The organism is Nocardia sp. NPDC058666 (assembly GCF_042714895.1).
Taxonomy (GTDB): Bacteria; Actinomycetota; Actinomycetes; order Mycobacteriales; family Mycobacteriaceae; genus Nocardia.
Map to the genome: position 1 here is coordinate 168,747 of NZ_JBHXRY010000007.1, position 14,623 is coordinate 183,369.

Annotated in this window: 12 protein-coding genes; 10 read left to right on the forward strand and 2 right to left on the reverse strand. The window is 67.6% G+C overall.

Annotation, left to right across the window (positions count from 1 at the left end):
- Window positions 1–52: 52 nt before the first annotated feature.
- From ACFWVD_RS18440 to ileS, 6 genes are all read left to right on the forward strand, one after another.
- Complete coding sequence (locus ACFWVD_RS18440; RefSeq protein WP_379244242.1) at window positions 53–781, forward strand: YggS family pyridoxal phosphate-dependent enzyme; 729 nt, start codon at window positions 53–55, stop codon at window positions 779–781.
- A gap of 107 nt (window positions 782–888) precedes the next feature.
- A complete protein-coding gene (locus tag ACFWVD_RS18445) occupies window positions 889–1,644 on the forward strand; it encodes a cell division protein SepF (protein WP_379244244.1) in 756 nt (251 codons plus the stop codon).
- An 89-nt stretch (window positions 1,645–1,733) separates the two neighbouring features.
- Window positions 1,734–2,036, forward strand: a complete 303-nt coding sequence (locus ACFWVD_RS18450) for a YggT family protein (RefSeq protein ID WP_379244246.1) — start codon at window positions 1,734–1,736, stop codon at window positions 2,034–2,036.
- A 60-nt stretch (window positions 2,037–2,096) separates the two neighbouring features.
- Complete coding sequence (locus ACFWVD_RS18455) at window positions 2,097–2,954, forward strand: DivIVA domain-containing protein (protein WP_379244248.1); 858 nt, start codon at window positions 2,097–2,099, stop codon at window positions 2,952–2,954.
- A gap of 90 nt (window positions 2,955–3,044) precedes the next feature.
- The gene (locus ACFWVD_RS18460) at window positions 3,045–3,245 is read left to right on the forward strand and encodes a hypothetical protein (protein ID WP_379244250.1); all 201 of its coding nucleotides are present in this window, start codon (window positions 3,045–3,047) and stop codon (window positions 3,243–3,245) included.
- A 284-nt stretch (window positions 3,246–3,529) separates the two neighbouring features.
- Window positions 3,530–6,664 (forward strand): isoleucine--tRNA ligase, encoded by a 3,135-nt coding sequence (gene ileS, locus ACFWVD_RS18465; protein ID WP_379244252.1) that lies wholly within the window; start codon window positions 3,530–3,532, stop codon window positions 6,662–6,664.
- Window positions 6,665–6,719: 55 nt separating this feature from the next.
- Here ileS and ACFWVD_RS18470 read toward each other — a convergent pair whose 3' ends face one another.
- The gene (locus ACFWVD_RS18470; RefSeq protein WP_379244254.1) at window positions 6,720–7,133 is read right to left on the reverse strand and encodes an organic hydroperoxide resistance protein; all 414 of its coding nucleotides are present in this window, start codon (window positions 7,131–7,133) and stop codon (window positions 6,720–6,722) included.
- Window positions 7,134–7,206: 73 nt separating this feature from the next.
- Between ACFWVD_RS18470 and ACFWVD_RS18475 the strand changes: the two genes are divergently transcribed.
- Window positions 7,207–7,740 (forward strand): TetR/AcrR family transcriptional regulator, encoded by a 534-nt coding sequence (locus ACFWVD_RS18475; protein WP_379244256.1) that lies wholly within the window; start codon window positions 7,207–7,209, stop codon window positions 7,738–7,740.
- A 269-nt stretch (window positions 7,741–8,009) separates the two neighbouring features.
- Here the strand turns inward: ACFWVD_RS18475 and ACFWVD_RS18480 are convergent, their stop codons facing one another.
- Entirely contained in the window at window positions 8,010–8,885 is an 876-nt protein-coding gene (locus ACFWVD_RS18480; RefSeq protein WP_379244258.1) for a UTP--glucose-1-phosphate uridylyltransferase, read from the reverse strand.
- A gap of 180 nt (window positions 8,886–9,065) precedes the next feature.
- Between ACFWVD_RS18480 and ACFWVD_RS18485 the strand changes: the two genes are divergently transcribed.
- The 3 genes from ACFWVD_RS18485 to ACFWVD_RS18495 all read left to right on the forward strand — a co-directional run bounded on the left by ACFWVD_RS18485 (window position 9,066) and on the right by ACFWVD_RS18495 (window position 14,456).
- Window positions 9,066–10,364, forward strand: coding sequence for a DNA polymerase IV (locus tag ACFWVD_RS18485; protein WP_379244342.1), 1,299 nt, complete (start codon window positions 9,066–9,068; stop codon window positions 10,362–10,364).
- Between the two features lie 59 nt (window positions 10,365–10,423).
- The gene (locus ACFWVD_RS18490) at window positions 10,424–10,909 is read left to right on the forward strand and encodes a hypothetical protein (RefSeq protein WP_379244260.1); all 486 of its coding nucleotides are present in this window, start codon (window positions 10,424–10,426) and stop codon (window positions 10,907–10,909) included.
- Window positions 10,910–11,018: 109 nt separating this feature from the next.
- A complete protein-coding gene (locus ACFWVD_RS18495) occupies window positions 11,019–14,456 on the forward strand; it encodes an arabinosyltransferase domain-containing protein (RefSeq protein WP_379244262.1) in 3,438 nt (1,145 codons plus the stop codon).
- The last annotated feature ends 167 nt before the right edge of the window (window positions 14,457–14,623 follow it).

Genomic DNA, 14,623 nt, shown 5'->3' on the forward strand with positions numbered 1-14,623 from the left:
CGAACGCTGCCCGCACGAGGATCCGCACCCGCGCGAACACCGGAGCACGCCGATGACCACTGACCCCACTGCGCGCACCGCGGAACTCTCGGCGCGCCTGGACGGCCTGCTCGCTCGCATCGACGCCGCGGTCGAATCAGCAGGCCGCACACCGGGTTCGGTGAAACTGCTCCCGGTCACGAAGTTCTTCCCCGCCTCCGACGTCGCCATCCTGCACTCCCTCGGCCGCCGTGAATTCGGCGAGTCCCGCGAGCAGGAAGCCTCCGCGAAGGTCGACGAACTGGCCTACGACGACGTCGAATGGCACATGATCGGCCGTTTACAACGCAACAAGGCCCGCTCGGTAGCGCGCTGGGCGCACACCGTCGCCTCGGTCGACAGCGAACGCCTGGCTAACGCCCTCGACCGCGCCGCGCAGGACGCACTGGCAGCCGGCGAGCGTAACTCGCCGCTGCGGGTGCTGTTGCAGGTGAGCCTGGACGCCGACCCCGGACGCGGGGGTGTCGCGCCCGCCGATCTGCTCGCTCTGGCCGACCTCGTAGCGAAGGCGCCCGGCCTGCATCTGGCCGGTCTGATGGCGATTCCGCCCCTTGACACGCCCGCCGATGTGTCATTTGCGAAGCTTGCGAAGTCGCATACTTCGCTACTCGCGCAACACGCCGAAGCCACCGAACTTTCTGCAGGTATGTCGGGTGATTTGGAGATCGCGGTCGAACACGGTTCGACGTGTGTGCGTGTCGGAACCGCCTTGATGGGCACCCGACCGATAACCTCGGCGTAGCAAAGAAACCTCATCAGTCACATTCGACACATACGATTGGGCCGAAGAGGCGCTGAGCAAGAACTTCAACACCCGGCCGCCACCGGGGCCGAAGGAAGGTCGACCAGATGAGTACCCTGCATAAGTTCAAGGCGTACTTCGGCATGGTTCCGCTCGATGAGTACGAAGACGACTACGTCGACGATCATGCCCCTCGCGGTACCGAGGAGCGCGCGGACCGGATCCGCCCGCGCAGCTACGACCGCTATGCCGAAGACCGTTACGGTGCAGACCGTTTCGCGGAGGAGGCGGACGACTTTCCGCAGCCGGCCTACAAGTCGGCCTACCAGGCCCGTCGCGACGACTATGTCGCCGACACCTACGCCGACGATCGCTACGAGACGCCGCGTCGCCCCACCAGGATCGAAACGGCGCCGTCGTCGGGCCGGTCCTTCCGGGCAGGCGGTGTCGCACCAGGAATGCGTGGCTCCACTCGTGGTGCGCTCGCGGTCGATCCCGATGCCGAGGAGCGCAGGATGGAGCAGCGTGAGCGCCCCGAACCCGCGCCCGCACGGCGGCCAGGGATCTTCGAGGACGGAGGTCCCTTGTCCAAGATCACCACGCTGCGTCCGCGCGACTACAGCGAGGCCAGGATCATCGGCGAACGGTTCCGCGAGGGCAACCCGGTCATCATGGACCTGGTCGACCTGAGCAACGCCGATGCCAAGCGTCTGGTGGACTTCGCGGCGGGCCTGGCGTTCGCGTTGCGCGGGTCGTTCGACAAGGTGGCCACGAAGGTGTTCCTGCTCTCACCCGCCGATGTCGACGTATCAGCGGAAGAGCGCCGTCGGATCGCCGAAAACGGCTTCTACAACCAGAAATAGCGTCCGCATCGCCGATGCCGAGATGGCCGCCCGCGCACTGCGCGGCGCGGCCATTTTGCGCGTTGCCGGTTTTACGGCAGAGTGATGCCGTGGCCCTGTTCGCGGTTCTGTACCTCGTGCTCTTCATCTTCTGGCTGTTGCTCATCAGTCGGGTGATCGTGGAGTTCATTCGCAGTTTCGCGCGCGACTGGCGCCCCACCGGTGTGGTGGTGGTCATCCTCGAGGTGATCTTCACTGTCACCGACCCTCCGGTGAAACTGCTGAGGCGTTTGATACCTCCTGTGAATCTTGGGGGGATCCGTCTCGATCTTTCGATAATGGTCCTGCTCTTCCTCGTCTTCATCCTGATGTCGATCGTGGGTAGGCTCGGGCAGCCCGTGACCTCCGTGTGACACAATGAATCGAGAAGACCGCTTGCTAGTTCTCCAAAAGACGCGTGAAGGGATCCTTCGATGCCGCTGACTCCTGCCGATGTGCACAACGTCGCGTTCAGCAAACCGCCGATCGGTAAGCGCGGCTACAACGAGGACGAGGTCGATGCCTTCCTGGATCTCGTCGAACAGGAGCTTTCGCGCCTGATCGAGGAGAACGCCGACCTGCGTCAGCGGGTCGCCGAACTCGACACCGAACTGGCCGACGCCAAGAAGAACCGTGGGTCCGCCCCGGTCAACGCCGCGAAGGCGCCTGTGCAGCAGGCTCCGCCGCCGGCACCAGAACCTGTTCCGCAGCCGATGCCGGTCGCGCCGCCCGCTCCGATGCCCGTGGCGGCACCGGTGCAGAACTCCGGCCCGGACGCCAACATGCAGGCCGCGAAGGTGCTGACCCTGGCGCAGGAGATGGCGGACCGCCTCACCACCGACGCCAAGACCGAGGCCGAGGGTCTGCTGTCCAACGCGCGGGCAAACTCCGAGCGACTGGTCGGCGACGCCCGCACCCGTTCGGAAGCGATGATCGCCGACGCGCGCGGCAAGTCCGACGCGATGCTGGCCGATGCGCAGAACCGGTCCGACACCCAGATCCGGCAGGCCAAGGACAAGGCCGAGGCGCTCACCGCCGACGCCGAGCGTCAGCACGCCGAGATCATGGCCACGATCACCCAGCAGCGCACCGTGCTGGAAAGCCGTATCGAGCAGCTGAAGACCTTCGAGCGCGAGTACCGCGTGCGCCTGAAGTCCTACCTGGAATCGCAGCTGGAAGAGCTCGAGAACCGTGGGTCGGCTGTGCCGGTCGACGGCGCCGAGTTCGCGGGCGAAACCAACGGTTCGGCCAACAGTCTGGCTCCTGCCTCCTTCGCCAAGGGCGGCAAGTAAACTAGTTCCCGGGTCGCGCGGCGCAGCGCGCCGCGTGATTCGGGAATGCCCAGCTTTCGTCGGGCTGCTCGGTTGGCTTTGGGAGTCGCCATGCTCGTCTTGACGCTTGTTCTAGCCACGATCGGTTTCGGACTGCTCGTGGCGGCGCTGGCCACCGGTTCGGTGGTGTGGGCGTGGGGTTGCATTCTGATCTGCGTGGTCGGTGCCGCGAGTTTGCTCGTGAGCGCACTGGCCAGTCGAAAACCCGAGAGCGAACCGGCCCCACCCGGCCGACACGCCCGACGGAACTGAACGGGCGCGAAATATCGGCTGGACGCGCCCGGTTAGAATTTCAGTACACATGACGTTGATCCGGCTATCACCGGGGAGTCTTCGGAAGAACGGCGTTCGCGCTCAGTAGAACCGAACGGGTGAGCCCGTCACAGCTCACACAACGAGAGGCTCGTGTTGTTCCCGGCGAGGGACAGTGCGAGCAAACGGGGTGGTACCGCGGTACGGCGCACCGGCGCCGACATCGTCCCCGTGCCCACATTTCGCGCTCCTTTCGAGCGCGGCGGCACGAGGAGCAATCCGCGATGGCGGACGAGACAAGTACCGGTAGCGCATACCCCCGGGTCGATTTCGGCGCGGCCGCGGGCGCGTCCTTCCCGGAGCTCGAAACCCAGGTGCTCGACTACTGGGCCCGCGACGACACCTTCCGCGCCAGCATCGCCAACCGCGACAGCGAGGAAGAGTTCGTCTTCTACGACGGACCCCCCTTCGCCAACGGTCTGCCGCACTACGGCCACCTGCTCACCGGGTACGTCAAGGACCTGATCCCGCGCTTCCAGACCATGCGCGGTAAGAAGGTCGACCGCCGCTTCGGCTGGGACACCCACGGCCTGCCCGCCGAGATCGAAGCCGAGAAGCAGCTGGGCATCACCGACAAGGCGCAGATCGAGCAGATGGGACTGGCGGAGTTCAACGACGCCTGTAAGTCCTCGGTGCTGCGCTACACCAACGAGTGGCGCGAATACGTCACCCGCCAGGCCCGCTGGGTCGACTTCGACAACGACTACAAGACCCTGGACCTGGACTTCATGGAGTCGGTCATGTGGGCGTTCAAGTCGCTGCACGACAAGGGCCTGATCTACCAGGGCTTCCGCGTGCTGCCCTACAGCTGGTACGAGCAGACGCCGCTGTCGAACCAGGAGACCCGCCTCGACGACGCGTACAAGATGCGTCAGGACCCCGCGGTCACCGTCGACATGCAGCTGTCCGTCCCGGCCGAGCACCCCCTGTCCGCCCTGGACGGCGCCAACGCGCTGATCTGGACCACCACCCCGTGGACCCTGCCGTCCAACCTCGCCATCGCGGTGCACCCCGACGTGCGCTACGTGCACGTGCGCGGCGCCGACGACAAGCGCTACCTGCTTGCCGCGGAACGTCTTTCGCACTACACCCGCGAACTCGGCGACGAACCCGAGGTGCTCGGCGAGTACGACGGTGCGGCGCTGGCCGACCTGTCCTACGCCCCGCCGTTCGACTTCTTCGTCGGCCACCCCAACGCGCACCGCGTGCTCACCGCTGACTACGTCACCACCGACTCCGGTACCGGAATCGTCCACCTCGCACCGGCTTTCGGTGAAGAGGACATGGACGTGGCCACTGCCAACGGCATCGAGATCGTCCAGCCGCTGGACCCAGCCGGCAAGTTCACCTCGATGGTGCCGCTGTACGAGGGCCTGATGGTCTTCGACGCCAACCCGGTGATCATCAAAGACCTCAAGGCCGCCGGAAAACTGTTGCGGCACGAGACAATCGAGCACTCCTACCCGCACAGCTGGCGTTCGGGTCAGCCGCTGATCTACATGGCCGTGCCGTCGTGGTTCGTCGCGGTGACCAAGTTCCGCGACCGGATGGTCGAGCTCAACCAGCAGATCAGCTGGGTGCCCGAACACATCCGCGACGGCCAGTTCGGCAAGTGGCTCGAAGGCGCGCGCGACTGGAACATCAGTCGAAATCGCTACTGGGGCAGTCCGATCCCAGCCTGGGTGTCGGACAACCCGGCCTACCCGCGCGTGGACGTCTACGGTTCGCTCGACGAACTCGAAGCCGACTTCGGCGTGCGCCCCACCGACCTGCACCGCCCGCACATCGACGAGCTCACCCGCCCCAATCCCGATGACCCGACCGGTAATTCGACCATGCGCCGGGTGCCCGAGGTGCTGGACTGCTGGTTCGAATCGGGCTCGATGCCCTACGCCCAGGTGCACTACCCGTTCGAGAACAAGGAGTGGTTCGACAGCCACTTCCCCGGCGATTTCATCGTCGAGTACAACGGGCAGACCCGCGGCTGGTTCTACACCCTGCACGTGCTTGCCACGGCGCTGTTCGACTCGCCCGCGTTCAAAACCGTTGCCGCGCACGGCATCGTGCTGGGCGAAGACGGCCTGAAGATGTCCAAGTCGAAGGGCAACTACCCCGACGTCAACGAGGTCTTCGACCGCGACGGCTCCGACGCCATGCGCTGGTTCCTGATGAGCTCGCCGATCCTGCGTGGCGGCAACCTCATCGTCACCGAGCGCGGCATCCGCGAAGGCGTGAGCCACGCCATGCGCCCGCTGTGGAACGCGTGGACCTTCCTGCAGCTCTACGCCTCGAAACCCGGCGTGTGGCGCACGGATTCGCCGAACGTGCTCGATCGCTACATCCTGGCCAAGCTCGCGGTCACCCGCGACGTGGTGACCGAGGCCCTCGAGACCTACGACATCGCCGGTGCCGCCGACGAGCTGCGTGGCTTCGCCGACGCGCTCACCAATTGGTATGTGCGCCGGTCCCGTTCGCGCTTCTGGACCGAGGACCGCGACGCGGTCGACACGCTGCACACGGTCCTCGAGGTGGCCACCCGCCTGGCCGCACCGCTGCTGCCGCTGATCACCGAGGTCATCTGGCGTGGCCTGACCGGCGAACGCTCGGTGCACCTCACCGACTGGCCGTCCGAGACCGAGCTGCCGCACGACCCCGAGCTCGTCGCCGCGATGGACGAGGTGCGCGTGGTCTGCTCCACCGTGCTGAGCCTGCGCAAGGCGCAGAACCTGCGGGTGCGGCTGCCGCTGGCCGAGGTCACCATCGCCGCCGCGGATGCCGAGCGGTTGGCGCCGTTCACCGAGCTGATCGCCGACGAGGTCAACGTCAAGAAGGTCGACCTGACCACCGACGTCTCCGCGCACGGCCGGTTCGAGCTGGTCGTCAACGCGCGTGCCGCCGGTCCGCGCATCGGCAAGCAGGTCCAGACGGTGATCAAGGCCGTCAAGGCAGGGGAGTGGAGCGAATCCGCCGACGGTGTTGTCACCGCCGCCGGAATCACCCTGCTGCCCGAGGAGTACACCCAGCGCCTGGTGGCCGCCGAACCCGAGTCCACCGCCGCCCTGCCCGGCAATGCCGGCCTGGTGGTGCTGAACTCGGTGGTCACCGAGGATCTGGAGGCCGAGGGCTGGGCCCGCGACCTCATCCGCGACCTGCAGGAGACCCGCAAGTCGCAGGGGCTCGAGGTGTCCGACCGGATCAGCGTGATCCTGGATGTTCCCGCCGAGCGAGCGGAATGGGCCGCGACCCACCGCGACCTGATCGCCGGGGAGATCCTCGCCACCGCACTGACTTTCGGTGACGCGGGTGCCGATGCCGCCGAGATCACCGGCGGGGTCAAGGTTTCCGTGACCAAGGCGTAAGCGCGTGAAAAAGGGGGCGAGACTTGAAGTCTCGCCCCCTTTCGCATGAACAGGGCTATTCCACAACAAGTTCCACGGGGATATTGCCCCGAGTGGCGTTGGAGTACGGGCACACCTGGTGGGTGGTCTCGATGAGTTGCTGACCCTGCTCGTTGTGGAGGTGCTCTGGCAGCTCCACCCGCAACACCACCGACAGCCCGAACCGGCCGCCTTCGAGAGGATTCAAACCGACCTCGGCGGTCACCGACGCGTCATCGGCGTCGACCTTCATCCGCTTGGCCACCATCTGCAAGGCGCTGGCGAAACAGGCCGAATAACCGGCCGCGAACAACTGCTCCGGGTTGGTGCCCGCGCCGTCGCCGCCCATCGCCTTGGGGCGGGCCAGGGTCAGATCGAGCACGCCGTCGTCGGTGTACGAGCGGCCGTCACGGCCGACCGAAGTGGCGATCGCGGTGTAGATGGGAGCCATGGTGTCCTCCTAGACAGACTTGTCTGTTCACTTGTGATAGAGAGTAGACAGGTCTGTCTGCTATTGTCAAGGAATGAGCGCGGCCCGTGAACGTCTCCTCGATACCGCCACCCGGTTGTTCTATGCCGAGGGCGTGCATACCGTCGGCATCGACCGGATCATCGCCGAGGCAGGCATCGCCAAAGCCACGTTCTACCGGCACTTCAAAACCAAAGAAGACCTGGTCGTGGCCTATTTGCAGCGCGAATACGACCGGCAACGCCAGGTGTTGGAATCGGTGCCCGGCGACGGCTTCGCCACCATCGCCACCATCTTCGACAGCCTGCGCGACATCAGTTGCGGCCCCGGCTTCCGTGGCTGCCCGTTCCTCAACGCCGCCGTCGAATTCCCCGACCCGGCCCACCCGGTCCGACTGGTGGTCGACGACTACCGCACCTGGTTCCGCGAACTCATGGCCCACCACCTGCGCGCGGGCGGCCACCGAACCCCTGACGACGCGGCTCGCGCCCTGCTGCTCACTCGTGACGGCGTCACCATCAGCGGCGGCGTCGGCGACACCGACACCGTGCGAGCGGGGATCAAGGCCGCGCTGACGCTGATCGCCTGAGTGTTCCCGAAAAGATGCTGGAAAGTTGCCCCAGCTTGTGACATCGGCGAATGACTTTTTGGCAGGATTGCGCTGTTACTGCGTCAGGGTAGCGAGTGCCCCGGCTGTGAGGAAGGGCCTGCATGAAGCGAAAAGTCCTGCGCCGCTTAGCTTTCGGCTTCGTCGCCACCATCGCGACAACGCTCGTGCTGGATGGTCCCGCCTGGTCGCAGCGCGGAAGTGCGACCGGGCCTCACCGTCGGCAGCAGTGGTCTGGCAAACCCTGACCCTCAGTCGACCAACGCGCGCAACAGCGGGCCGTATTCGGGATGTGCCAGCGCCGAGGCGAACTGGGCCACCAGGTAGTCGGCCGGGTTGCCGGTGTCGTACCAGCGACCCTGGATGACCTGGCCGTACACCGCGTGCTCGGCGGCGTAGTTGTTGATCGCGTCGGTGAGGTACACCTCGCCGGTCTTGTGCGTGTACCAGTTCTCGGTCTGCGTGCGCAGCTCGTCGATGATGCCCGGCGTCACCACGTACCCACCGATCGCCGCGTACGCCGACGGCGCGTCCTCGGGCTTGGGCTTCTCCATCAGCCCGGAGATGCGCAGCAGGCCGTCGTCCAGGTCCTCGCGCACCACGGGCACGCCGTACCGCTGCGACTCACCCGGCGACATCGGCAGCAGCGCCAGCACCGGGCAGCCGGTGGACTCGTAGGCGGTGATCAGCTGCTGCGCGCGCGGCACCTCCGCGACGAACACGTCGTCGGGCCACAGCACCAGCATCGGCTCGTCGCCCAGATGCCGGGCGGCGTTGAGCACCGGGGTGCCGTTGCCGTACGGGCCGTGCTGGTCGAGATAGGTGATGTGACCGGCGCGCGAGAGCTCGCCGACCTCCTCGACCGCGTCGGCGTAGGCGGCCTTGCCGTCGGCGCGCAACTGCGCGACCAGCGCCGGGTTGGGCCGGAAGTGATCCTGGATCAGCGACTTACCGCTGCTGACCACGATGGTGATATCGGTGATCCCGGAGGCCACCAGTTCCCGCACCGTGTGCTCGATGACCGGTTTGTCGCCGACCGGCAGCATCTCCTTCGGCGTCGCTTTGGTCAGCGGGAGCAGCCGGGAGCCGATGCCCGCCGCCGGAATGACAGCCTTGCGGATCTTCATCCCCCGATCATCACATATTCCGCGGTGTGTGCGGTGTGCCACGGCCCGACAACCGGGTCAGCGGGACTTGTCGGTGGTCGGGCGTAGATTGCGGTCGTGAGCACCCACACTCCTGCCGCCGGTGCCCCGGCCAGGCCCGATGCGACGGTTACCGCCCGTCGCTGGGTGCTGCACATCGATATGGACGCCTTCTTCGCCTCGGCCGAACAACTGACCAGACCCACCCTGCGCGGGCGCCCGGTCCTGGTCGGTGGGGCCACGCAACGCGGTGTCGTGGCGGGGTGCAGTTACGAGGCGCGGGTCTACGGCGCGCGTTCGGCCATGCCGATGCATCAGGCGCGGCGGCTGATCGGGGTGTCGGCGGTGGTCGTGCCGCCGCGTGGCGCGGTGTACTCGGTGCTGAGCGGGCAGGTGTTCGACGCGTTGCGCAGCTGTGTGCCGGTGCTGGAAACGCTGTCGTTCGACGAGGCCTTCGCCGAACCGGCCGAGCTGGCGGGGGCCAGTGTGGCCGAGGTCGAGCGGTACTGCGCGATGCTGCGCGCGCTGATCACCGCGCGGACCGGCCTGACCGCCTCGATCGGTGCGGCCACCGGTAAGCAGCTGGCCAAGATCGGTTCCGGACTGGCCAAACCCGATGGGATGCGGGTCATTTCGCCCACCGAGCAAGGCGAGCTGCTCGCCTCGCTGCCGGTGCGCAAACTGTGGGGGATCGGGCCCGTGGCCGAAGGCAGACTGCGCAGCCTCGGCATCGAAACCGTCGGCGCCTTCGCCGCACTGCCGGAATCCGAAGCCGCCACCACGCTGGGCGGCAGCGCCGGAGCGGCTTTACATCGGCTGGCCCGCGGCATCGACGACCGCCCGGTCACCGAACGCGCCGAGGCCAAACAGATCAGCGCCGAGAACACCTACGAACGCGACATCGTCACCCTGCCCGACCTCCGCGCCGCCATCACCGCCATGGCCGCCTCGGCACACCGCCGACTCGAACGCGACGGCCGCGCCGCCCGCACCGTGGTCCTCAAACTCAAGAAGTCCGATATGGGCATCGTGACCAGGTCGTTCACCCTGCCGTACGCCACCGCCGACCTGACCACCCTGGCCGCGGCCGCGCAACGCTCCGCGATCGACCCGGCCGAACTGGGCGCCATCCGGCTGGTCGGCGTCGGCTACGGCGGGCTGTCGCTGGTGCGTCAGGAATCGCTGTTCCCCGAACTCGATCAGGCCGTGCCCGAGGATTTCGGCACCGTCGCCGACACCGCGCCGCCGGTGGAAAAGCAACCGGAACTGCCTGCGGGACTGTGGTTTCCGGGCATGGACGTGAGCCACCCGGAATTCGGGCACGGCTGGGTGCAGGGCGCGGGCTACGGTCGGGTGACCGTGCGCTTCGAGACCAGCTCCACCGGGCCAGGCCCGGCACGTACCTTTCCCGCGCACGACACGGGTCTGACACGGGCCGATCCCCTGGCAAGTCTGGGATGAGGAGTAGCCTCGGCAACCGCGATGGAACGACTCACACCTCGAACGCAAAGGACGAGCAGTTGAAGCTTCGTACGACCGGACGTGTAGCGATCGCCGGACTGGCCGTGGTCGCCGCCCTCGGCCTGAGCGCGTGCAGCGACGACAAGGGTGACAAGCCCGCCGCCAAATCCACCACCAGTGCCACTGCCACCGTGGATCTGCCTCCGGTGCCCACCGTCGAGCAGCTCAACGAGCAGCTCAACACCGCACTGGACCCGGCGGTTCCCAACGATCAGAAGCTGGACTTCGTGCAGGGCGGTGAGGCCGACCCCGAGCTGCCCAACCGCCTGGCCCAGGCCGCCGCGGAGAACAATGTCCAGGTGCAGGTCACCGAGGTGACCTCCTTCGGCGAGAGTGTCACCGCGAAGGCCAACTTCACCCTCAACGGCCAGACCAACCCCGTGGATGTGCCCTTCGTGGCAGACGAGGGCAAGTGGAAGGTCCAGAAGTCGTGGGCCTGCAACATGATGACCCAGCTGGGCCAGACTTCGGTCGCCTGCCCCTGATCCGAGTTCGTGAGCGAGCCCCGTCCGGAAAACTTCCGGGCGGGGCTTTTTCGCGCCGGTCGAGGCGGTGTTTCGCCTGCTGATGGTCGCGCGACTAGTATCGGGCCCCGTGGTTGAGACGATCGTGCGGCAGGGGCATCCGCCCAGGGATGTTTCGGAATCGGCGCGCGGTGATAGCGCCCGGTGGGTGCGCACGGTCGCGATCGTGGCCGCGCTGATCGGCATTCTCAGCGCCGCGGCGATCCCGTTCCTGCCGGTCCGCGTGGACGCCGCGACCGTGTCCTGGCCCCAGCAGGGCTCCCCGGCCGCGGTCGAATCGCCGCTGATCGCCTACGCGCCCGCCGCGTTGTCCGCGACGGTGCCGTGTTCGGCCTTGAGTTCGCTGGCCGCGACCGGCGGTGTCGCGGTGTCGACCGTGCCGCGTCAGTCCGCGGACATGGAGAAGTACGGGTTCGTGGTCAAGGTGGTCGCCGACACCGCCGAGCGCCCCGGCCGCGTGGACGTGGTGGCCCGCTCGACCCTGGTGTGGACCGCGCCGCTGGCCGACGTGCGCGACCGCTCCTGCGCGCTGGCCATCGCGATCACCCCGGCCGAAGCCACGGTCACCACCACCGGTCTCACCTCGTCGGGCGCGGTGCTGGCCGCCGACCTGCGACCCCAAGTCGTCGGCGTGTTCAGCGAACTGACCGGCGCCGCCCCCGCGGACCTGTCGGTGCGCGTGGACGTCGACGCCCGCTACACCTCGTCCCCGACGTGGCTCAAACTCGCCGCGATCGTGCTGTGCCTGCTGGCCACCGCGGTCTCACTGTTCGCCCTGCACCGCCTCGACGCGCTGGACGGCCGCACCGCCCGCCGCTTCCTGCCGCAACGCTGGTGGCGGTTGCGCCCGGTGGACTGGCTGGTGTTCTCGGTGCTGCTGGTGTGGCACTTCATCGGCGCCAACACCTCCGACGACGGCTACATCCTCGGAATGGCAAGGGGCGCACAGAGTTCGGGCAATATGTCCAACTACTACCGCTGGTTCAGCGTCGACGAGGGGCCGTTCTACACGCCGTACGTCGACATCATCGGCTGGCTCACGCACATCTCCGCGGTCAGCCCGCTGGTCCGCCTGCCTGCTCTGGGTGCGGGCGTGCTGACATGGTGGTTGATCAGCCGTGAGGTGCTGCCGCGCCTCGGTGTGGCGGTGCGCCGCGAACGTGTCGCGACCTGGACCGCGGCCTTTGTGTTCCTCGCCTTCTGGCTGCCGTACAACAACGGTCTGCGCGCGGAATTCGTTGTCGCGCTGGGTGTTCTGGTCACGTGGGTGTGTGTCGAGCGGGCGATCGCGACTCGTCGACTGCTGCCGTTCGCGTTCGCGGTGATCGTGGCCGCGTTCACGCTGACCGGCGCTCCGTCGGGGCTGATCTGCCTCGGCGCGCTGGTCGCGGGTGCGCGGATCATCACCGCAGTGATCGTGAAGCGCGCGAAATCGGTGGGCTACCTCGCTCAGCTGCTCCCGATTCTGGCCGCCGGTGCCGTCGTGATGACGGTGGTGTTCGCCGATCGGACCTTCGCCGGCGTGCGGGAGATGTTCGCCGTGCACGCTGTGATCGGTCCGAAGGAATCGTGGTTCTTCGAATTCCTGCGCTACCAATACCTGCTGCAGCTCAACGCTGACGGCTGGCTGACCCGGCGCTTCGGCGTGTTCGCCATGCTGATCGGACTCATGGTCTGTGCCGCCATCATGCTGCGCCGCGGCGGCCACATCCCGGGCACCGCGGTCGGCCCGACCCGGCGCATGCTCGGCATAACCTTTGCCGCGATGGTGCTGATGATGTTCTCGCCCACCAAGTGGACCCATCAGTTCGGTGTCTTCGCGGGCCTGGCCACGTGCGTCGCCGCGGTAACCGCCGTCGCGGTGAGCTCGGAAGTCCTGCGGCCGATGCGAAATCGCGCGCTGTTCGCCGCCGGTGTGTTCTTTGCGATGGCCATGACCTGGGTCGGCGCCAACGGCTACTGGTACGTCTCCGCGTGGGGCGTCCCCTGGTGGGACAAGCCGCCGACCGTCGCGGGCTACGGCGTCTCGACGGTGTTCGTCGGTCTGACCGCCGTCGCGCTCGCTGTTGCCGCATGGTTCCACATCCACCCGAACCCGAGCCGGAAGACGTCGGCCCGGGTCGGGCGGGTAGCCGGGTTGCCGGTCCTCGCCGGTGCGGCCGCGCTGATGGTGCTGTTCGAATTGGCTACCTTCGCCAAAGCCAACATCTCCCAGTACCCCGCGTACTCGCTGGCCGGCTCCAACCTGTCCGCCGCCTTCGCAGGCGGCTGCGGCATGGCCGACGAGGTCCTGGTCGAAACCGACCCGAACGCCTCCATGCTCGCCCCCCTGTCCGGCGACATGACCACCGCCATGAACGGCACCGACTCCACCGGCTTCCGAGCCGACGGCGTCGCCCCGGTCCTGACCTCCGACGAAGTGGAATCGACCACCGGCCAAGCGAATTCGGTCTCCGACGACCCCGACAAACTCCGCGACGCCTCCACCTCAGCCGGTTCGGAATCCCGCCAGGGCTCCCTACAGCTACCCTTCGGCCTCGACCCCGCCACCACTCCCGTCCTCGGCAGCTACCGCCCCGGCCCCCAAGAACCCGCCACCCTCACCACCGGCTGGTTCCGCCTCCCCGAAGGCCCCCGCGGCCCCCTACTCGCCCTCTCGGTAGCAGGCCGAATCCGCACCACCGACTCCGACGGCATCGTCCACCCCGGCCAAGAACTAACCGTCGAATACGGCACCGCCCCCACACCCCCCACCCCTGCTGCCGGCACTGCCCCCGGTGGCGACTCCGCGCCTGCTGACGGCGTTGCCCCCGGTGGCGACTCTGGTCCTGCTGACGGCGCTGGCCCAGGTGGCGGCTCCGCGCCTGCTGACGGCGCTGGCCCCGGTGGTGACTCCGGTCCTGCTGACGGCGCCGCACCTGCTGGCACCCCCGCAGTTCCCGACGTCGCTGTCACCGGCCAGATCGCCCCGATCGATATCGGCCCCGCCCCGGTGTGGCGCAACTTGCGCGTCCCGCTCGACCAGCTCCCCGCCGACGCGAACGTCGTCCGCCTGGTCGCCGCCGACCGGGACCTCGGCCCCGACCAGTGGCTCGCCGTCACCCCGCCCCGCATGCCACAGACCACCACCCTGGGCGCCCTGGTCGGCCGCGAGTCCCCGGTCCTGCTGGATTGGGCTGTGGGCCTGCACTTCCCGTGCCAGAACCAGATGCCCACCTACAACGGCATCGCCACCCTGCCCGAGTACCGCATCCTCCCCGACCGCAACGGCGCCACCATCACCAACCTCTGGCAAGGCCACGACGGCGGCGGCCCCCTGGGCTGGACCCAACTCCTGTTCACCGCCCGCACCCTGCCCACCTACCTGAACAACGACTGGGACCGAGACTGGGGCACCCTCGAGCAATACCTCCCCCTGGACACCACCGCCACCCCCGCCAACCCCACCATCACCCCCCAAACCCGCTGGGGCACCTGGACCCCCGGCCCCACCATCACCGCCTGGTAACCCCCATCTAGCGGGCCCCCAACGCCAGCACAGCTGGACAGTCGATCACCACGCTCTGGTGCAAGTACCCCCGGCGTGTCGCCCGCCACCACAGCGTGGTGATCGCCCGTCCAGATTGGCGCGCCGAGGTGGGCGCGCGCCTCCTGCCGGCGACACGCGCCGAGCCC